At 65.2% G+C, this 17696-nt stretch carries 19 protein-coding genes; 7 read left to right on the top strand and 12 right to left on the bottom strand.

What is annotated here, in order from left to right; all coding sequences use genetic code 11:
- Window positions 1–23: 23 nt before the first annotated feature.
- Together AC5JLE_RS10420 and AC5JLE_RS10415 are read left to right on the top strand one after the other, a co-directional pair.
- Complete coding sequence (locus AC5JLE_RS10420) at window positions 24–440, top strand: hypothetical protein (RefSeq protein WP_032961770.1); 417 nt, start codon at window positions 24–26, stop codon at window positions 438–440.
- A 65-nt stretch (window positions 441–505) separates the two neighbouring features.
- The gene (locus tag AC5JLE_RS10415) at window positions 506–1426 is read left to right on the top strand and encodes a class I SAM-dependent methyltransferase (protein ID WP_306813912.1); all 921 of its coding nucleotides are present in this window, start codon (window positions 506–508) and stop codon (window positions 1424–1426) included.
- A 3-nt stretch (window positions 1427–1429) separates the two neighbouring features.
- On the opposite strand, the gene AC5JLE_RS10410 is transcribed toward AC5JLE_RS10415, so the two are convergent.
- On the bottom strand, window positions 1430–2398 hold the full coding sequence (locus AC5JLE_RS10410) for a polysaccharide deacetylase family protein (RefSeq protein WP_164111027.1): 969 nt from the start codon (window positions 2396–2398) through the stop codon (window positions 1430–1432).
- A gap of 64 nt (window positions 2399–2462) precedes the next feature.
- The gene (locus AC5JLE_RS10405; protein ID WP_014645753.1) at window positions 2463–3107 is read right to left on the bottom strand and encodes a hypothetical protein; all 645 of its coding nucleotides are present in this window, start codon (window positions 3105–3107) and stop codon (window positions 2463–2465) included.
- Between the two features lie 138 nt (window positions 3108–3245).
- On the opposite strand from AC5JLE_RS10405, the gene AC5JLE_RS10400 reads away from it, so the two are divergent.
- Window positions 3246–3926 (top strand): hypothetical protein, encoded by a 681-nt coding sequence (locus tag AC5JLE_RS10400; protein ID WP_069118052.1) that lies wholly within the window; start codon window positions 3246–3248, stop codon window positions 3924–3926.
- 110 nt (window positions 3927–4036) lie between these two features.
- Here AC5JLE_RS10400 and AC5JLE_RS10395 read toward each other — a convergent pair whose 3' ends face one another.
- Window positions 4037–4210: a hypothetical protein gene (locus tag AC5JLE_RS10395; RefSeq protein WP_005415066.1), complete on the bottom strand. Its 174-nt coding sequence runs from the start codon at window positions 4208–4210 to the stop codon at window positions 4037–4039.
- Between the two features lie 9 nt (window positions 4211–4219).
- Window positions 4220–5032 (bottom strand): alpha/beta fold hydrolase, encoded by an 813-nt coding sequence (locus AC5JLE_RS10390; protein ID WP_164111030.1) that lies wholly within the window; start codon window positions 5030–5032, stop codon window positions 4220–4222.
- A gap of 221 nt (window positions 5033–5253) precedes the next feature.
- Between AC5JLE_RS10390 and AC5JLE_RS10385 the strand changes: the two genes are divergently transcribed.
- Both AC5JLE_RS10385 and AC5JLE_RS10380 read left to right on the top strand, forming a co-directional pair.
- Window positions 5254–5733 (top strand): nuclear transport factor 2 family protein, encoded by a 480-nt coding sequence (locus AC5JLE_RS10385; protein WP_164111032.1) that lies wholly within the window; start codon window positions 5254–5256, stop codon window positions 5731–5733.
- Between the two features lie 75 nt (window positions 5734–5808).
- Window positions 5809–6225: an XVIPCD domain-containing protein gene (locus AC5JLE_RS10380; protein WP_164111033.1), complete on the top strand. Its 417-nt coding sequence runs from the start codon at window positions 5809–5811 to the stop codon at window positions 6223–6225.
- Window positions 6226–6266: 41 nt separating this feature from the next.
- Here AC5JLE_RS10380 and AC5JLE_RS10375 read toward each other — a convergent pair whose 3' ends face one another.
- The 6 genes from AC5JLE_RS10375 to AC5JLE_RS10350 form a co-directional block, all read right to left on the bottom strand.
- Window positions 6267–6842: a hypothetical protein gene (locus AC5JLE_RS10375; RefSeq protein WP_496065291.1), complete on the bottom strand. Its 576-nt coding sequence runs from the start codon at window positions 6840–6842 to the stop codon at window positions 6267–6269.
- A gap of 77 nt (window positions 6843–6919) precedes the next feature.
- A complete protein-coding gene (locus tag AC5JLE_RS10370) occupies window positions 6920–7492 on the bottom strand; it encodes a hypothetical protein (RefSeq protein WP_496065287.1) in 573 nt (190 codons plus the stop codon).
- A gap of 143 nt (window positions 7493–7635) precedes the next feature.
- Window positions 7636–8781, bottom strand: coding sequence for a YncE family protein (locus AC5JLE_RS10365; protein WP_496065286.1), 1146 nt, complete (start codon window positions 8779–8781; stop codon window positions 7636–7638).
- 177 nt (window positions 8782–8958) lie between these two features.
- The gene (locus AC5JLE_RS10360; RefSeq protein ID WP_496065285.1) at window positions 8959–9972 is read right to left on the bottom strand and encodes an XVIPCD domain-containing protein; all 1014 of its coding nucleotides are present in this window, start codon (window positions 9970–9972) and stop codon (window positions 8959–8961) included.
- Between the two features lie 2 nt (window positions 9973–9974).
- Complete coding sequence (locus AC5JLE_RS10355; RefSeq protein ID WP_496065284.1) at window positions 9975–10610, bottom strand: hypothetical protein; 636 nt, start codon at window positions 10608–10610, stop codon at window positions 9975–9977.
- Complete coding sequence (locus AC5JLE_RS10350; RefSeq protein WP_496065283.1) at window positions 10607–11533, bottom strand: XVIPCD domain-containing protein; 927 nt, start codon at window positions 11531–11533, stop codon at window positions 10607–10609. Before AC5JLE_RS10350 ends, AC5JLE_RS10355 begins: the two co-directional genes overlap by 4 nt.
- Before the next feature lie 216 nt (window positions 11534–11749).
- On the opposite strand from AC5JLE_RS10350, the gene AC5JLE_RS10345 reads away from it, so the two are divergent.
- Together AC5JLE_RS10345 and AC5JLE_RS10340 are read left to right on the top strand one after the other, a co-directional pair.
- Complete coding sequence (locus AC5JLE_RS10345; RefSeq protein WP_496065282.1) at window positions 11750–12622, top strand: hypothetical protein; 873 nt, start codon at window positions 11750–11752, stop codon at window positions 12620–12622.
- A 64-nt stretch (window positions 12623–12686) separates the two neighbouring features.
- Window positions 12687–13406, top strand: a complete 720-nt coding sequence (locus tag AC5JLE_RS10340) for a hypothetical protein (RefSeq protein WP_496065281.1) — start codon at window positions 12687–12689, stop codon at window positions 13404–13406.
- 183 nt (window positions 13407–13589) lie between these two features.
- Here AC5JLE_RS10340 and AC5JLE_RS10335 read toward each other — a convergent pair whose 3' ends face one another.
- Entirely contained in the window at window positions 13590–16934 is a 3345-nt protein-coding gene (locus tag AC5JLE_RS10335) for an XVIPCD domain-containing protein (protein WP_496065280.1), read from the bottom strand.
- A gap of 37 nt (window positions 16935–16971) precedes the next feature.
- Window positions 16972–17610: a DUF1629 domain-containing protein gene (locus AC5JLE_RS10330; RefSeq protein ID WP_496065279.1), complete on the bottom strand. Its 639-nt coding sequence runs from the start codon at window positions 17608–17610 to the stop codon at window positions 16972–16974.
- Window positions 17611–17696 lie beyond the last annotated feature (86 nt).

The following is a 17696-nucleotide window of genomic DNA, read 5'->3' as shown; positions in this document are numbered from 1 at the left end:
CACCTGCCCTGTAGGGACATCCCATGCGCACGCTCCACCTGCTGCTGCCCGGTGCCCTCCTGCTGCTCACTGCCTGCGGCGACGATGCGCGGCTTCCCTTCTCCGCCGACCCATTGCAGGGCTGCTTCGCCACCGGCGCGCGCAAGCCCGCCGACTTCCGCATCGACAAGGAAGGCGGCCAGTACTTCGTTTCCTTCAGCCGTGGCGAGCAGTGGCAGCGCGAACCGAACGCCCTGCACAAGGCCACGTCCAGCGAGATCAGCCGCTACTTTCGCGACGACGCCGACCAGATCGACAGTGCCCTGATCCGCATGTCCGGCGGCTTCGGCATCTTCCACTTCAACAAGGGCGCGACGCTGAAGGGCAAGGCCAGCGACAGCGACTACATGGCGCTGATGCTGATCGGGGCTGGGCCGGTGTATGCGGTGAAGTGCGATTGAACTGTAGAGCCGAGCCCACGCTCGGCTACGTTTGCAGTAGATCCACGCCATGCGTGGATGCAGGCATGGTGGAGCCTAGGGCGGGCTCGGCTCTACAACAGCTGCGGTACCATGCCCTCCCCCGAACCGCCCCGGTACCCGCCGTGCCCCATTACACCGGCCCCCTGCTGACCCGCGACAGCGCCGATACCCTGCGCCGTGCCCATGAAAAGGGCGCCGCCGACTGGCAGGGCTCGCTCGACCTCGGGCGCAGCCAGGACAGCGTGGCGCTCGATGCGGACGGCTTCCACTTCCGGGGCCAGCCCTATCCCTGGCCGGGCAAGCTGAAGGACCGCACGCTGTACTACTGGGATGGCGAGGACTTCGCGCCGATCTCGCGCTACAGCGGCTCGCTGATCAAGCTGGTGCCGACCGAATGGGGCGCACCGACCTTCGAGATCGACGGCATCAAGATGCTGCCGACCTCGAAGCTGTCGCCATTCGAGGATGCACGCCGCAAGGTGGAGCTGGTCGCCCCGGCCGGCAAGGTCATCCTCGATACCTGCGGTGGCCTCGGCTACTTCGCCGCCTGTGCGCTGGAAGCCGGTGTCGGCCAGATCCGCTCGTTCGAGAAGAACACCGATGTGATGTGGCTGCGCACGCTCAACCCGTGGTCGCCGGATCCGGACTCGGCTGCCGCCGGTGGCCGCCTGCAGTTCAGCCACGGTGACGTCTCGCAGCAGATCGAACAGGTGGCCAGCAACAGTGTCGACGCAATCCTGCACGACCCCCCGCGCTTCGGCATCGCCGGCGAGCTGTACTCACAGGTGTTCTACGACCACCTCGCCCGCGTGATCCGCAAGGGCGGCCGCCTGTTCCACTACACCGGTGCGCCGAACAAGCTGACCAGCGGCCGCGACGTGCCGCGCGAAGTGGCCAAGCGCCTGGAAAAGGCCGGTTTCAAGGCCGAACTGGCGCTGGACGGCGTGCTGGCCGTCAAGCGCTGAGCCTTACTCCGAATCGACCTTGGCCAGCTTCATCACCCACGCCGGCACCTCGGGCTCGCCGGCGTAGAAGTCCTTCGGCTTGTTCTCCGCCATCGCCCAGCGGTGCAGCCAGCTCGGGCCATAGCGGCCGTTGTAGCCCTCGGCACCCCGCGCATAGGCCGGGTCACGCATCGCCTCGTCCAGCGAAATGAAGCGATAGCCGCGGCGCTTCGTGGCCGCCACCAGTTCGGCGAAGGTGGCCGCGTTGAGCTCATTGGCGTGCATCAGCCACACCTGCGGCAGCGCGTACCCCAGCAGCGCCTGCGACTGTTTCTCGTAATAGTCCAGCTTGTTCAGCATGTACGGCACGTAGCCCTTGCGCAGCTGCGCCAGCGTCGCCGCGCGCGAGGGCGAGTCCGCCTGCTCGTTCATCACGTTGGCGTAGGCGAACGCCCACACCCACTCACCGTTGTCCACCGTCACCGGTGCCACGCGGTAGCCATGCTGCTTGAAGAACACATCCATCTGCACGCGCTCATCCGCGGTGCGCCCGGCACGCAGGTAAGGGTGGCGCATCCACTGCGGCGCCTGCCCCTCCTCGGCCAGCAGCGGCCGCAGCACCGTCTCGCCGCGCAGGAAATCCTGCTGGAACGCCGCCAGGCCCTTCGCATTCAGATCCATGTGCGAGTAGGTGTGGTTGCCCAGCACATAGCCGGCATCACGCCAGTCGCGCAGCATCTGCACCCGCGCCGGCTGCACCTGTCCCTCCACCTCAAGCTTGTTCTCGTTGACGAAGCCGACCACCGGCACGCCCGCCTGGTGCAGCTGGGCCATCAACGCCTCATGCCGCGCCTGCAGGTCCGGCGGCACGATCTGGTCAAGCCGTGCCCATGGCAGGTCATCGATGGTCACCGCGATACGGCGGTCCACCTCGGCGGCATGCACCGCCAGCGACAACAGCAACAACGGCAACGCACGCAGCAACAAGCGCATCGGGTCTTCCCTGGAGTGGCGAGGCGTCGACTGTAGCGCGATTGCCGCACGCCGCCGAGCGTGCTCAGCCCGCCCGGGCCCGCGCGATCGCACGCCACAGGGCAACGCCGCCGGCCATCGCGGCCAACAACAGCACCGTCAACACCAGCGCCAGATCATCCGGATTACGCAGCAGTGGCGCGTTCACCCGCGTCAGGATGTGGAACACCACGCGCTGCGCCTGCTCCAGCGGTACATCGCCCTCCGACACCAGCTCCACCAGGCACGCCGTGGGTGACAGCCGCGCCACATTGCTCCACGCATCCTCGTACAGGTGCAGCACCCATCCGGCCAAAGCCAGTGCGCCACCGTGCAGCACCATAAGCGCCACGTTCGCCGTGCGCAGCCGATCGCGCAGCCACAGCGCACGGCTTGCGCATACGGCCATGGCCCCCAGCAAGGCCAGCACCAGGCCTACCCATGGAATCCAGCCCAGGGGTTGCCAGTCATCCAGTGCGCCCGCACGCGCCATCACCTGTTCGGCAACCTGCAATCGCGCCTGCGCGTCCGGGCCCCCACAGGCCACCGTCACCGGCTCCAGCAACAGCTCCACGCGGTAATGGAAGAAGCCGGCAGCCAGCACCACAGACAGCAGCGCGACCCACTGGAGCATCAACAGGATCGGCCCCTGCCCACAGATGCGGCGGATTCGGGAAGTGGCGGCGCTCATCGGTTCATCCATGACAGCAAAGAGCCATCCTAACCAAGCGCTTCGCACGTGTCGGCTGGCGGATGCGACACGCACCGCGCAGCGCCGTTACGATGACGAGGTTGATTGAATCCGTGTGTGCCAAGCAGGATGTTCCCGATGGTGATGCTGTATCTGGTGGTACGAACGCTGCTGCCACTGCTGGCGTTCGTGCTCGCATGGTGGCTGCTCTCGCGCCTGATCAATGCGCGCGTCGCCCGGATGCCACGCGTCCCGTTGAACCTGCCGGAGCACAGCAGCAGCCCCCGCAGGAAGGATCGACGCATCTACGCGCGCAAGCTGCGGCGCAAGCCGGGCCTGCGCACGGCAACCCGCGCCGCCACCGCACCCCGCAGCTGGCACGTCGCCGCGGCCATCCTCTCGCTGATGGCGCTGATCGCCACCGTGCTGGTCATCCCCGATGGCGCACGCTTCCAGGTGATGGTGGACAATCTCACCGGTTATGCGGGAACCGTCGTCGAGGCGCAGGTTCCCGTGGCCGCACAGCCCGTCGTGCTGCAGGCATGGCAACCCGCGCTCGCACAGCTGGGGCGGCCCACGGCGATGCGCTACCCGATCGGTCGCACCGGCGGTGAGCATGAAGCCCATGCGGTCGTGCCCGTGCAGGTCCGGCAGCAGGGCGACCGCCTGCAGGTGGCCATCGCGCTGCCGTTGGACACCGAAATGCTGCGTGCGGAACTGGCACGGCTGGCCGGGTTGCCAATCGAGGCCATTGACGTACAGCAACGCGAGGTTGCGCCATGGAGGGAGTCGGGCTGGCAGCCACTGCCCGGCCCTTAGCGCCGAGCCCATGCTCCGCTGCCCTTTGCCCCTTCTCCGGCTGGCACGCGCCCCGCGCGCCAGCCGAGCATCGGCTCGGCGCTACACCAGGCCCACAGCCAGCCTTTGAATCACGACCCACGCGGCAGCTTCGCCGCCCACATGTTGTCGACCAGGTTGGGATAGCGCCGCCCGTTCTCCTCGGCACGTTGCCGTGCCGCCGCCTTCTGCGCATCCGATAGCGGTTGCGACGTCTGGCCCTTGGGGTTGGGCTTCTTCCATGGGGGGGTCCTGGTCTGGCGCATGGCCTCAGCTTAGCGCTTCAGGAAGTTCAGCAGGGCCAGATTGAAGCGGTCGGCGTGGCTGGTGTTGCAGCCATGTGGCGCGCCTTCCAGGATCACCACTTCGCTGCCTTTGATGGCCTTGTGGGTACGCTGGCCGGAGCCCTCGAACGGCACGATGGCATCGCTGTCACCGTGCAGGATCAAGGTCGGCACCGTGATCTTTTTCAGGTCATCCCGAAAATCAGTAGTGGCAAACGCGTGCATGCAGCCCAGTGCCGCCGTCTGGTCGGATTGATGGCACAGCGCGATCGCCGCCTGGCGCGTTTCTTCGGTCACCATCAGCTGGCCATTGGCGCTGAAGAAGTCGCGGGTGAAGCCATCGAAGAACGCCTCGCGGTCTTTCTCCAATCCGCTGCGCATTTCATCGGCCTTGTCCTGGGTCAGCGGCCCCTCCGGGTTGTCGTCACTGCGCAGCAGGAACGGCGGCACCGCCGCAGCGAACACCACACTGTGCAGGCAATCCTGGCCGTGGTTGGCCACGTAGCGCGCCACCTCGCCACCGCCCATCGAGAAACCGACCAGGGTGACATCGCGCAGGTCACGTTCCTCGATCAACCCCGCCAGGTCCGCCGCGAGGGTGTCGTAGTCATAGCCCTCGGCCGGTTTGTCGGAGCGGCCGAAACCGCGCCGGTCGTAGCTGATCACGCGGTGCTGGGCATCGCGCAGGATCGCCACCTGGGTCTTCCAGGCATCGGCAGACAGCGGCCAGCCGTGGATCAGGATCACCGGGCGGCCGTCGCCACCGGTATCTTCAACATGCAGGCGGATGCGGGAAGCAGGCATGGGCGCTCCTGTGGAAGGGGAGGAGTGCAGGCTAGCGGCCGCGTCCTGTGGCAGCCGTGAGGGAATCACGCCCGCCCGTGACATCGCCTGCACATGCCGCAACGCGAAGCCGCACCGGCAATCGCGGCCTTCGCACCCCGCCTTCCCGGTTTCGTCGCAGCGCCGTACCGCCGCGGTCAGCGGCATGCCAGCCTGCGCAGACCATCCCCGGGAGTCTTGCCATGCTGCTGCTCACCCTGCCCTTGCTGGCCGCCGGCCTCGCCGCCGCACCGTCGCCCGTCGATGACCTGCGCGAACAGATCCGCCAGGCCGACAGCCAGTTGTTCGCCGTCGCCTTCGAGGCCTGCGACGCCGACAAGGCCGCCGCGATGACCACCGAAGACATGGAGTTCTTCCATGACAAGGACGGCAAGTCGGCCAGCAACCGCGAGGATTTCCGCCGCAGCGTGGCCAACCTGTGCGACAACGCGCGCAAGGACGGCTGGCGCCTGCGGCGCGAGCTGGTGGACTCCTCGCTGCAGGTATTCCCGCTGCACGACGAGCGGGCGCTGGAAATCGGCGACCACCGCTTCCACGAGCGCGGCAAGGACGGCGTGGAGCACTGGGTCGGCCAGGCCCGTTTCATCCAGGTCTGGCGCCGCGTGGACGGGCGCTGGCTGGCCGAACGGGTGATCAGCTATGACCACCGGCCGGCGGACTGACCTTTCCGGCGCCCTTCACCGGCCGGATCTATACTGGCGGGGTTCACCCCGACCCACCGCTACCGTTCGATCGCCATGGCAGAGATCACCCCCAACCACCCCGACTACGGCCTCAACCAGCAGGTCCGTCAGGGCGTGGCCGCACTGGACGCCCAGCATGGACGTCCGTTCGACCAGACCAGCGAACGCCTGACCGCCAGCCTGACTGTGCTGGCCCGCGAGCAGGGCCTGCAGCAGGTCGACCACGTGCTGGTCAGCAACGCCACGGCCCAGCACCCGGCCGGGCACAACGTCTTCGTGGTGCAGGGCGACCCGGCCAATCCGGCGCACCTGCGCGCGATGATGCCGACGGCTGTGGCGATACAGACGCCGGTGGAGCAGTCGATGCAGAAATTGGGGTTGGCTTCGCAGCAGCCGGCCGTGGGGTTAGTGCCCGAACAGCAGGCCCGTGAGCAGGAGCAGCAGCAGAACCCGGCACACCGTCTGGGCTGAGCCGCCTCCAGCGTTGTTGGCGGAGCGGCGCAAGTCTCTGATCATTTTCCCGACAGAGGGTCCGCGTGGACCCGCAGCTGTGCCGGGCAATGCTGGAGCAAGAGGGTGGGCTGCACCGTGCGCACATCCAGGCGGTAGCGGGCATCGGTTTCCATCGGCAGGGTGACGATGTTCAACCTGTATCGGCTGGCGTCCATCGATACCTGATGCGCATAGCGCCAGTCTGCCGATGCATGCCATTCGGGTAGCGGCTGACCCAGATTGCGCGCCCTTGCCTGATGGACATCAGACGTTGCAACGTCCTGCCAGGCACCTGCGACCCAGCGCTGCAGGGACAGCTGGAAGGGAACATGAACAGTGTCCATGTCAAGCCCACTGTCAGGCCCGGGGCCATGTCGCTGCACCTCAAGATCCAGCACGTAGGGTCGACCCGGATAGAAACTGCGGGGATTCGTCTCGAACTGGAACCGCACCGTCTGGCCTGGCTCGGCAAGGTTGATCGGCTTGACCAGATCCAGCGGCTCCGGTGCATCCGGTATGCGGCTGCTGCAGGCGCCGAGTGCACCCACCAGCGTGAAGATCAGGCCGGCGCGCAGCCAGCGGTGGATACCCAGCATGATGAAGACCCTTTGGCGTCCTGCCATGAAGTACCTATCCTGGCGAGCGACCAGTGGCGTAGCAACCAGGCGATTGATTACTTTCCAGCGGGTCGGGCGGCATGGATCCGAAAACGGGCCGAGTAGCCCTGCAGTGCCTCGGTCCTCTGCACCGTACGCACGTCCACGCGGTAGCGGGAGTCAATTTCCATTGGCAGAGCAACCAGGCTCAGCGTGTACTGGCCATCACTGCCCATGTGCGGCGACGTATACCGCCATTCGCTGGATGCATGCCATTCCGGAAGCTGCTCACCGGCATTGAGCACCCCGGCTTGATAGCTGTCGTAGGTGGGAACATCCTTCCAGGCATCAGCACGCCATTGCTGCAGGGTCACCTCGAACGGGATCCGCATTGTGCCCACGTCAGGCTCGTCGGGCTTTCGCGTCTCTTGGCGCTGCAACTCCAGCTCCAGCGCATACGTGCGACCCGGGTGGAAGTTGCGGGCATTCGTCTCGAACTCGAACCGCACCGCCTGGTCGGACTCGGCCACGTTGATCGGCTTGACCAGATCCAGCGGCTCCGGTGCATCCGGTATGCGGCTGCAGGCGCCGAGTGCACCCACCAGCGTGAAGACCAGGCCGACGCGCAGCCAGCGGCGGATAGCCAGCATGATTCAGATCCTTTGGCTCCCTGCCATGGGGTTCAACCCTAGCGGGCAGCCTCTTGCACTGCAACCGGGCAAAGAAAAAGGCAGAGCCTGCGCCCTGCCTTCCTCATGCGACGCGCGACGGCGCGGGGCCTTGCGTCAGCGCCTTACAGCTGGATGCGCGCCACGCTCTCGTCAGCGCCCTTGTCATCCTTCTCGCCGTTCTTGATGCTCACGAACAGCACGTTGTTCTTCGCATCCAGCGCCAGGCTGTTCGGGTGGGTCGGCACCTTGTAGGTCGCCACCTTCTGGTAGCTGTCACTGTTGTACACGGTAACCGTACCGGCTTCGCGGTTGGTCACGTACAGGCGCTTGCGCGGTGCATCCAGCAGGATGCCCAGCGGGCCGGCATCGGTCGGGATGCTGGCCAGTTCCCTGCCGGTGCTGCGGTCGAGCACCAGTACGCGCTGGCCCGGGTGCTTGCTGACCAGGCCGCTGCTCTTGGCCTGGTAGCCACGCAGGAATTCCGAGCCCTGGTCGGTCACGAACAGGCGCTTGCCGGCCGGGTCCAGCGCGATGTTCATCGGCTGCTCGGCAGCGATCTTATGCTGCGCCACCACCTTGTTCGAATCGGTGCCCACCACCACCAGGTCGGCCAGCAGGTTGCTGGTGTAGACGCGCTTGTTGGCCGCATCCAGCGCCAGGCCCGGTGCCTTGGCATTGCCCAGACCATCGATGGTGTTGATCACCTTCAGCGTGGTGGTATCGATCACGAACAGCACGCTGCTCACGTCCGGCTGGCTGCTGTGGCCGGTCACGTACAGGCGGTTGGCCGCGCTGTCGACCACCAGCTCGCGCAGGTCGTGGGTGTAGGCAGCCTTGCCGTCCTTGCCGGTCTTCTTCTCCATCAGCTGGATGGTGCCGACGGCCTTGTTCTGCGCGGTGTCGACCACGGTCACCGACAGGTCCACGGTGTTGCCCACGTACAGGCGGTTGTGGGCGTCATCCAGCACCACGCCGAAGGCTTTGCGCTCCAGCGGGATGCGGGTTTCCACGGCCAGCGTGGCCGGGTTCAGGCGCAGCACCTGGGCCGGGCCGGCGTCATCGCCGAAACCGCCGGAGGAGGCCACGAACACGGCGTTCTGTTTCGGGCTGTAGGCCAGCTCGTACAGGCCCTTGGCCACGGCCTGGCGCTGCACGGCGGCGGTGGCGCTGGCGGCGGGCGCATTGTCAGCGAATGCAGAAGGCGCGCCGAGGCTGAGCGAAACGGCAACGGCCAGGGCGACCGAGCGGAAGAGAGGAGTACGGAACATGCGAGCGTCCTTGAATGGGCACGGGAAGGTGTCCTGGCTCGCTGGGCCGTACTGCGACGGCCCGACCTGCATCTGTCTGCGCGGGTGGGCTGGCTGGGGTTGCCGGGGAATGGTAGCAGGTGGGGGGCGTGGCGTGCGCCGGCATGGCCGACGTTCGACCTTGGCGCTGCCCGCCGGCTATGCCATCCGTGGGCCGTGGCTCTGTTGCAGTTGCAGCTCTTCCTGCAGGCGCTGCACATCGCGCTGCGGCAGGTTCTGCTGCAACTGCGCGACCCGTTCGAACGAGGCCTCCACCGGTGCCTGCGCTGCCAGCTCCGCCGGCATGCTGGCGCGCTGGTGCGCCGGGTCACCGCGGTCACCCTGCACGATGAACAGCTTCGGCGCGGTATCACCGCGCTGCTCGCCCAGCACCACTTCGTCCACGCGCGAGAACTGCTGCTCCTTCGACAGCGCGAGGAGGCTGGCACTGACATTGCCGTTGCGTGCACCGAAAGCGCCGAGGTCGGCCACCTGCTGGTGGATCTGGTTGAGGCGGGCATGATCCTCGTGCGCCGGGTCTGCGGGCGTGCCGCTTGCCGCGAGGGTGCTGTTGCCGCGCCACTGCTCGCCGTTCTCGGTGAACATCCACTCGCGGAACGTCTGCTTCGGCATCGGGTTCCACTGCACCCCGTCCAGCTCGCTGCCCTTCACCTGCTGCGGAATGGCGTTGACGGCGCGGATGTTGTCCAGGACCCTGGTGGCGCCCTCGTAATTGGTGATCTCCCCGGCCAGCCCAACCGGACGCAGGCCAGCGTGGTTCAGGGCACCCCAGGCGAAATCGGTGCAGGCGTTGGAGAAGAAGTCGTAGTTCATGTCGAACCCGTGCTTCTTCGGGTCTGCCGAGAACTCGAGGATGCGGTCGTACTGCGCCTTGCTGATCTCGATCGTGCGCTCGAAGCGGGGCTTGTCGTAGACCGACACGTCCATGTCATCGACTTTGCCCCTGTTCGGCTCGTCCTTGGTGCCTGCGTGGGTGAAACCAATGCTCTCCGGCAAGGGTTCACCCGAACGGCGCAGCGACAGGAACATGTGCCCCGCGAACGAAGGCTCCAGCAGAAACCTGTTTCCCTCGGCATCACGGCCGTAGCGCGGCGTGCCGGGGGCCGCCAGATGGATGGTTACGCTGTAGCGTTCGGCATCGTCCTTGTGCATGTCTACTTTCCTAGTGATTGGTAGCCAACGATCAATTCTGCTTTCAGGCCATCCAGCTGGGGTCGATCCTCCACAAGGTCGACCCGCAGAACGTAGCGCCCGGGTGCAATGCCTCCGACCTGCGCCAGCTGCAGCGTGCGATAGAGCACGTCTTCAGAGTACAACCCGGCCTCGGCCAAGCTATTGATGTCCACACTCCCCGTCGTCAGGTCTGTGACCACGCCATCATCGGCGATCTTCTGCGAGTCGCGTCCATCGCGGGTACGCTGCCAGAGCTGTACATGACGAGCCGAGCTGCCATCAATCCGCTCCAGGCGCAGCCGCGCTGGCAAACGTCCGAGAGTGATCTTCTCCGAAGCATCCAGCAGCCGTCGCGCGTCGGTATCCTGCAGCCGCAACCCGATGTTCAGAATCGGAATGGCCGGCTTCTGGGGTGCCGGCAAATCAAACGTGACCTCGGCAATCCGACCGGCCTTCTGCAACTGCACGGCCCGCGTGAACGGCACAACTGTGCGGGACTCGGCCTGTGCGCGCGTCAGCGGGGGCGGCGCAACCTCAGGCGCTGGTGACGCACGGCATGCCGCCAGCGCGCCTAGCACCGCCAGTACCACCGCCCCCCGCCGCAGTGGCCGCGTCATTGCTCCTTCAACCGCAGCGAATCGGCCACATCCGTCTTGGCCGCCACTTCGGTGGCGATGCTGGCGCGGCGGTGCCCGGGGTCGTTGCGGTCGCCCTGCACGATGAAGATGCTCTCTGCCGCATGGCTGCTTTGGGTCGGCCGACTGAGCAGCACGTGGTCCACGCGCGAGAGATTGTTCTGCTTGGCCAGCACCAGCAGGCTCGCGCTGATGCGCTGGCTGGCCGCATCGAACGGGCGGCCGTGCGCGGCATCCAGTTCGGCCACTTTCTGGATCAGCTGCGAGAACAGGCGATGGTCCGGATGTGAGGGGTCCAGCAGCGTGCCGGCCACTTCGATCGGCGTCGGTGGCGGCTCATCGCTGGCGCGGTCACCCTGGCGATGGTGCTCGGCCTCGCGCTCGGGCATCGCGTGATGGGTTTCGGCATTCAGGTCGCTGCCCGGGAACGGCGCGGCAATGCACTGGATTTCCGGCAGGTTGAACAGCACCGCGAACTCGCCCAGGTTGCTGCCGCCATCCAGCGGCGCCGGCAGCGGATGCAGGCCCGCGTAATGCAGCGCCGCCCAGACGAAATCGCTGCAGCGATTGATGGTGGCCGGGCGATCCACATCAAATTCGAACTCGGCCGGTTCCTCAGCGAAATCACGCAGGCCGCCGTAATGCTCCTCGGTGATTTCCAGGGTGCGGCTGTAGTACGGGTCCAGATGCTCGTCCGCATCATCGTGGCGAACCTGCGCGTACTGCACGCCGGAGCGGGTTTCGCCCGGCGCCTGGCGCGGCGGTGCGAAGCCGTAGCTGTGTGCCTCGTCGCCTGCTGCCACCTGCAGGTACATGTGGCCGCGCGGCGAGATGCCCCCGCTCTTCAGCGGGGTGCCGGGGGCGGCCAGGTACAGCGTTGCGGTGTAGCGTGTTGCCTGCTCCATGCCTGTTCAGCCTTGATGGGTGCTGCGGTCCTGGCTGGATGATGGCATAGGTGGGATGGGGGGGCAGGTGGAGGAAGAGAGGGCGTCGATCGCGACTTGCTGAATATGTGAGCCAGCATGCAGTAATGGACCCGGGCGCAAGCAAGGTCGCCGCAGCGACTGGAGCTTGCCATTCCACCGTTCTATAGTCGTTTCGATCATGCAAGGGAATCGCCCATGAGCAGAGCACCGGCTTGCCGGCTTGCCTCCTTCGCTCTGGTGGCCGTGCTGAGCACCACCGCCTGCGCGAAGGGCCCATCCACGGAAGAGGACCCGAACGGAACCCCCATGCGCGAAAGCGCAACCAGCCCACGCACGGTGGGCGGACAGACCTACACGACGCAGCCCGTGGAGGCTCGGCTTGGCCCGCACCGCTTCATGTTCCCGGCCAACCTCTACTACAACCAGACTGGTCCCCTGGCCGATGGGGGCGTCATGCTCACGGTGTTCTGGCCTGATTTCGATGCAGCGCCTCCTGGTGATCGCCCGGTACGCAGCACGCAGGACAGCCGGCGGCAGATGCTGGTCGAGCTTAGATACATCGATCGCGTTCCCATCCAGAACTATCTGGCACGTCGGTCCAGTAGTGAAGCCACCAGCGCGCCGGGATCGCTGGAGCGAAGGGACCCGGTAGAAAACCTCGCGCTACGCGTTGCACAACCCGAACGCTGGGGTCTGACGCCCTATGCGATTGACCTATCGTTGATGGAAGCCTATGCAAAGGACTCGGAGGCTGCGCTGGACAGGCCTTACGTGCACAACCCAGGAATGGAACCAGACTGGTATGTGACCCGCTCGACGGAGGGCCAACTGACAACGTTCATCAGCTGCGACCCGGCAGACCGCATTCCTGACGGACTTGTCGTTCAGGGAAAGACACTTGAACGCGCCGGCGAGGGCCAGATCGCAATGTGCCGCCATTCTATCGTGGATGTGGGCGATAGCATCGCCATCGAGATGAACTATGCACGCGTCATGCTGAGCGACTGGCAGCGCCTGGAAACCAGCGTGCGTGATCTTCTGAGCCGCTATCGCGTTCAATCGCAATGAATGGAGATCCCGGCGTTCTTCATCCGGGTCGTACAGTACCTTCAACACCGTCAGGGACTCACCGATGGGCATCACAACGAAGGAGGCTTCGGCTTTGCTCTCCGCCATCATGACCAGATTGCTTCGGCCGCAGCTACCTCAAGCTATGCCGCGCGCAGCTCACATTGGTGCTCTTTTCGGACTGTCAGCCATGCTCACGCTAACATCTGCATGTGCACAATCGCCCGATACGTCTGCCGTCAATGAACGTGCCGCTGCCGCAGATACGCACCCTGCCCGCATCTCCATGACCGAGCTGCAGAAGCGGATTCTCGCCTATGCGGATTTGCTCAGGTCACCGGCGGATATCAGTCCGGACAAGTTCGGCACGGCGATCGGTGTCTCGCTTGTGCCAGACGAAAAGGTCAGCATCAGGCACATCGCAAAGGACCTGGCAACGACGGACGGCTACAACTATGGGGCGTCTTATCTGTCGGTTGAGTCGGCACGTGAGTTTCCCAGCCAAGAGGTGATCTTCTATCAGCTGGGCAAGCAGCCAGTGACGGATGCTCCGAATGGCGTGTGCTACTGGGAAGCCGAAAGTGCCGGACGAGCCCTCGAAGCCCTCGGATACAGGACCGGAGGAGAAGTGCCATTTCAGAGAGGGGGCATCAGGCAGTATCGGCGCCCAATCACCGGTGGTAGCCAGGGTATGGATACCAGCCTGTTGACCTATCGTTCCGATGAAGGTGATACAGCGAGAACCTGCGTCTACGCGGTCCAGTTCGGAGGGGGAGACAGATGAATACGATCCCCCTCTATCGGAAGATTGTCGCGCCGATTTGCCCGTTACACTCGGCGTGCCGGCAGTGGCGAGGCTGCCTTATTTGGGCCTGCGCAAGTAGGCAACCCGCAGTTCCGGCGCTTTCCATGTGGCGTCATCTTCAGCCCTTCCTGCAGGTCGCCAGTGCAGCGCGTGCCTGGCTCATCACATGCTCGCCGCACGAATCTGTATCTCGTGCTGCACCCGCTGGTCTTCCAGCTGCTGGTCCATCTGATTCGCAAGCGCACGCTGATGCGCTTCACGGCTGACAGAGTCGAACTGTTGCAGTGACTCTTCAACTGATGTCTGCGCCGCCAGCTCGGTCGGCATCGCAGCGCGCTGATGCGCCGGATTGCTCGGTTCGCCCTGCACCACGAACAGCATGTGCCCGGCCGGATGTTCACTCGTAGCGTTGCTCACCAGCACATGGTCCACCCGTTCCAGGTCGTTGTCCTTGGCCAGTACCAGAAGGCTGGCGGTCATGCGTTCGCTGACTTCATCGAAGCTGCGGCCGTGCTTGGCGTCCAGCGCTTCCACGCCCTCACGGATCTGCTGATACAGCGCGTGATCGGGGTGGCCGGGCTGCGTGGGGTCCTGCAGCGCCCGGTTCGGGCCCGATGCCTCATCCGGTGCGGGCGCGGCCGGTTCAGGGCCTGGCGCTGTCGTGGGCTCGGCGGGAACAGTGACAGCCGCAGTGACGGGCTGGTGGTCACCCAACGGAGCCGGTTCGGGCTCTGGCACGTGTTGTGGCGCTTCCTGCTCCAAAGGCCATGGATCGCGCGAAGGCTCAGCAGGCAGCGGCTCCTTGAAGGGCGCCGGTTCCACCTCCTGCACTGCCATGTCCTGCTTTGGAGTGGGAGCAACCGCAGGCACCGGGGCTATCCGTTCCGGCTCCGATGCCTGCTCTGTGCGCTGAGTGGGCACCGTCTGCGTTGCCGCTGCCAGAGGCGTGGCAGCGTCTGGCGTCGCGTGCTCAGGTGCGGCCGTGGGCGCCTGCGTAAGCCCCACGGGCTCCGGCGTCTGTGAGGCGGTACGGTTTTCGGGGGGCGCCTCGCTGTTTGGATGGAGCTGAGGTTCGGGCTCCGCCTCACGCCGCGGCGGTTCGCGCTGCTCGGCGTACCGCTGTGGCTCGGGCTTATCCTGCGGCGCGGGCGTAGGCGGCGGCGTGACCGCTACCGCTGGCGGCGCCGCCGCAACCGGTGCAGGCGCGATGGGCTGCGCAGTGGCCGGCTCTTCAGGCCGCACTTCCACGTTCCCATCCTGCTCAGATGGCTTGCCGCCATGTGCCACCTGCGCGGCCGCTCGTGCAGCCTGTCCTGCATCCACCTGCGCAGCACCCAGCCGATTTGCCTCCTGCATTGCCTGCCGGTACGCCTCCTGCTCACTCGCCGACAGCGCGGCAATGCGTAGCTCGGGCGAGTCCGGCAACGGCGCCTGCTCATTGGCACGCGCCCGCACCTCATTCCACGCTGCCTGCAGCTCCTGCGTGCTGGTAGTCGCGACCGTACGCGCCACGCCATCCTGGCCTACCTGGTAATGGGTGATGGGCCGGGACGCGCCCGCGTTGCCCTCGGCTACAGGCCCCAGTTCCTGCAGCGTGGGACCCGTAATGCCGTGCTGCTCGCGCGTGCGCGCCGTGGCCAGCGCAATGGCCTGCTCCCACGCCGGGGTCAGCGCAACGCCCGCAGCGTAGTAGCTGTGGCGCAGCTCGTTCTGGTTCACTTCCGCCGCCGACGGCAATGGCCGCGCGTCCAATGCGGCGATGGTCTGGTTGAACTGATCGAGCGACGGCTGCTGGATGGTGCGGGTCAGTTCCAGCTCCAGCGCCATGTTCCCCTGCGCGATCTGGCCAGCATGGTGCCATTGCCCTGCTTCGTCGCGCTGGTAGAGCTGGTTGTCCGAGCCCTGGACGGCGTCGGGCTTGGCACGGGCCTGCTCCACTGCTTCCGGCACCAACGGCACGAAGTCGCTGGCACGGGTAGCGGCGTAGGTCTCTAGATAGCTGGCGGCAATGGCGGCCTTGCCGTTGGCGATGTTGTTCTCGATGCGCTGCACCGCCTCGCGGTTCAACTCGTTGGCGCGCTCGGGGCTGGCGGTCTGCGTCTCATACACACCCCGGTCGTTGGCGCCGGACACGCCAACCTTGACCTGCCGCATCCACTGTTGGGTCTGCGCATCGCGGTGCCAGTTGGGATTGTCCAGACGGCCCTCGCCGTCCTTTGCCGGGATACTGAAAGGATCCTGCGGCGGCATTGCCTTGCCCAGCGCCAGCTCTACCGCTTTTACATGGGCGTATGCGCCCAGCTCGCGGGCCTTCTCGTAACTGGCACCCACGCTACGCTCAGCCGGATTGCCCAGGCCATCGCCCGCGCTGTCCATGACCGCCTGGCGCTGCCAGTTGAGGCCATCGAACTGCCACGTGACGCCGGCCTTGTCGGTCTGCCGGTAAATGGCGCGGTTGTCGAGCAGATCGGCGCCCTTGTCGAACGCCTTGCTCATCAGCAGGGCATCGCCCGCGACGATGGCCGCAGGGACGAAACTCGACGTGCCGATCACCGACGCCGTGGCCATGCCACCGATCCAGCCACCGCCGTTGCGTGCCAGGGCGTGGGTGAGCTCGGACTGAGCGGCGGTGCCGTTGCCCTCTTCCAGCAACTGCGAGGTGCGACGGGCGGTGATGACGGCGTCGGCGCCGGAGGCGAGCAGGCCGCCGGAGCGGATCAGTTGGCTGGTGGAGGCTTCGCCGAGGAGGATGCTGGAAGTTGCAAATCCTCGCTGACCTTGCGGGATGCGCAATGGGTCTGCCGCTTCCTTACCCAGAGCATTCTCGACTACCAAGACTCCCTCTGAGGATATGCTCAGCCTGCCACCGTGGTAGGCGCTGGAGATTGCCTCCGAAAGGCCTTGACGCTGCAACTCCGCTCCACCTCCACGTGTTAGGGGATTGGGAGATGACTGAACGTGCCGGAGCGTGGCCACTACACGATGCTCCGAATGGGTAACACCCGCCCAGCCGCTATCGATCGGCGTGAAGCTCCTAAGCTGTTGAAGCTGGGCGGCGTTTAACTGGCCATAACGGGCTTCGTTGAAGAAGAAGCTCTGAACTTGCGGCCGAATATCGTCAGGCTTCAGACCATAGGGAGCGTTGGTGTAGAGATCACCATTGATCAGGCCGACCCGTACCGTGTCGCGCAGTGCCTCTATCCGCCCGGAAATCCGCGCCTGTGCGGCAGCGTCTCCGTTGAACGCGGCCACTCCGTCGGGCGTCTGCTCCAGTCGACGCAAACGTTGCAGAAGTCCAATCTGATAGTCGGCGATAGGGCCACCGCTGTGCGGAGTAACTCCCAGAGATTGAGCGAACGCCGGATCAGCTGGGAGAAAAATCCGATTCTCCGGAGCGTGGATATCAAAATGACCGGTGTCGGCGAGCATCCTGAGCAGCGGACTACGCGCCAGTGTGCGCTGCTCGATGGCGTGATGGTCTTGAAAGTGAGGTCCATTGCGAGGCATCGATCAGGCTCCTTCCTGCTCAGCAGCTGCAAAGCGGCTAGATATCTGCAGCGTCAATAAACCACATGCCATCGGCATCATTGTCAGTAGCCACGCCAGCGCTTTCCACTGCGTCTTTGAACACGTGGTCGCAAAAGACAGAGGCTGTATAAGGTGTCTTGAAGACGTGCGCCTCGCCGAGCGCGCCACGATCAAACGTCACACTTGCACCACCACCCAGGTCGTAGAACTTCCCGTTGATGAAATCTTCGGAGGTATCAATAAAAAGCTTGGAAGCACCTTCGTCCAACGCATCAATTATCCGGATCACAGTGCACAAGTAGCGGCGGTCGCCTTGGCTACCATCTTCCAGCCGATAGTCAACTTCCGCAAAGGCGAAGGCGTGAGGATCAACGGAAATCATCACGTCGTGCAGTCGCTTCGAGACCAGCCAGTATCCGCTGAATCCCGGCTCCAGATCCCGTGGCGGTGCGCCTACGCTGGGATTGAAAGCCAATCGCGGAACCTCGCGGAGTGGTGGAATGCCCCCCTCCTCTGGTAGCAGGATCATGCGGGGAGGCGACAGCAGACAATCCAGATTCTCGAAGACGACCCCGCATGCAGGGCCGCTGATTGCACCGGCCTCAAGGAGAAAGAACTCCCCCTTCCGGGGATGATTAGCTGAGGTCGAATCCATGCGCTATCTCCATCTCATTCTGATTCCTGCACTGGACACAGCTTACCGGGGGCCGGTCACGGAGCAAATACTCGCAATCCTAAAGA

This window comes from Stenotrophomonas sp. (assembly GCF_059505245.1).
The sequence above is the reverse complement of the archived record's forward strand: the minus strand, read 5'-3'. Positions and strand labels throughout refer to the sequence as shown.

Coding starts and splice junctions, on each gene's coding strand:
- AC5JLE_RS10420 (WP_032961770.1), top strand. CDS start 24: ATGCGCACGCTCCACCTGCTGCTGCCCGGTGCCCTCCTGCTGCTCACT.
- AC5JLE_RS10415 (WP_306813912.1), top strand. CDS start 506: ATGGTGGAGCCTAGGGCGGGCTCGGCTCTACAACAGCTGCGGTACCAT.
- AC5JLE_RS10410 (WP_164111027.1), bottom strand. CDS start 2,398: ATGCGCTTGTTGCTGCGTGCGTTGCCGTTGTTGCTGTTGTCGCTGGCG.
- AC5JLE_RS10405 (WP_014645753.1), bottom strand. CDS start 3,107: ATGAGCGCCGCCACTTCCCGAATCCGCCGCATCTGTGGGCAGGGGCCG.
- AC5JLE_RS10400 (WP_069118052.1), top strand. CDS start 3,246: ATGGTGATGCTGTATCTGGTGGTACGAACGCTGCTGCCACTGCTGGCG.
- AC5JLE_RS10395 (WP_005415066.1), bottom strand. CDS start 4,210: ATGCGCCAGACCAGGACCCCCCCATGGAAGAAGCCCAACCCCAAGGGC.
- AC5JLE_RS10390 (WP_164111030.1), bottom strand. CDS start 5,032: ATGCCTGCTTCCCGCATCCGCCTGCATGTTGAAGATACCGGTGGCGAC.
- AC5JLE_RS10385 (WP_164111032.1), top strand. CDS start 5,254: ATGCTGCTGCTCACCCTGCCCTTGCTGGCCGCCGGCCTCGCCGCCGCA.
- AC5JLE_RS10380 (WP_164111033.1), top strand. CDS start 5,809: ATGGCAGAGATCACCCCCAACCACCCCGACTACGGCCTCAACCAGCAG.
- AC5JLE_RS10375 (WP_496065291.1), bottom strand. CDS start 6,842: ATGCTGGGTATCCACCGCTGGCTGCGCGCCGGCCTGATCTTCACGCTG.
- AC5JLE_RS10370 (WP_496065287.1), bottom strand. CDS start 7,492: ATGCTGGCTATCCGCCGCTGGCTGCGCGTCGGCCTGGTCTTCACGCTG.
- AC5JLE_RS10365 (WP_496065286.1), bottom strand. CDS start 8,781: ATGTTCCGTACTCCTCTCTTCCGCTCGGTCGCCCTGGCCGTTGCCGTT.
- AC5JLE_RS10360 (WP_496065285.1), bottom strand. CDS start 9,972: ATGCACAAGGACGATGCCGAACGCTACAGCGTAACCATCCATCTGGCG.
- AC5JLE_RS10355 (WP_496065284.1), bottom strand. CDS start 10,610: ATGACGCGGCCACTGCGGCGGGGGGCGGTGGTACTGGCGGTGCTAGGC.
- AC5JLE_RS10350 (WP_496065283.1), bottom strand. CDS start 11,533: ATGGAGCAGGCAACACGCTACACCGCAACGCTGTACCTGGCCGCCCCC.
- AC5JLE_RS10345 (WP_496065282.1), top strand. CDS start 11,750: ATGAGCAGAGCACCGGCTTGCCGGCTTGCCTCCTTCGCTCTGGTGGCC.
- AC5JLE_RS10340 (WP_496065281.1), top strand. CDS start 12,687: ATGGGCATCACAACGAAGGAGGCTTCGGCTTTGCTCTCCGCCATCATG.
- AC5JLE_RS10335 (WP_496065280.1), bottom strand. CDS start 16,934: ATGCCTCGCAATGGACCTCACTTTCAAGACCATCACGCCATCGAGCAG.
- AC5JLE_RS10330 (WP_496065279.1), bottom strand. CDS start 17,610: ATGGATTCGACCTCAGCTAATCATCCCCGGAAGGGGGAGTTCTTTCTC.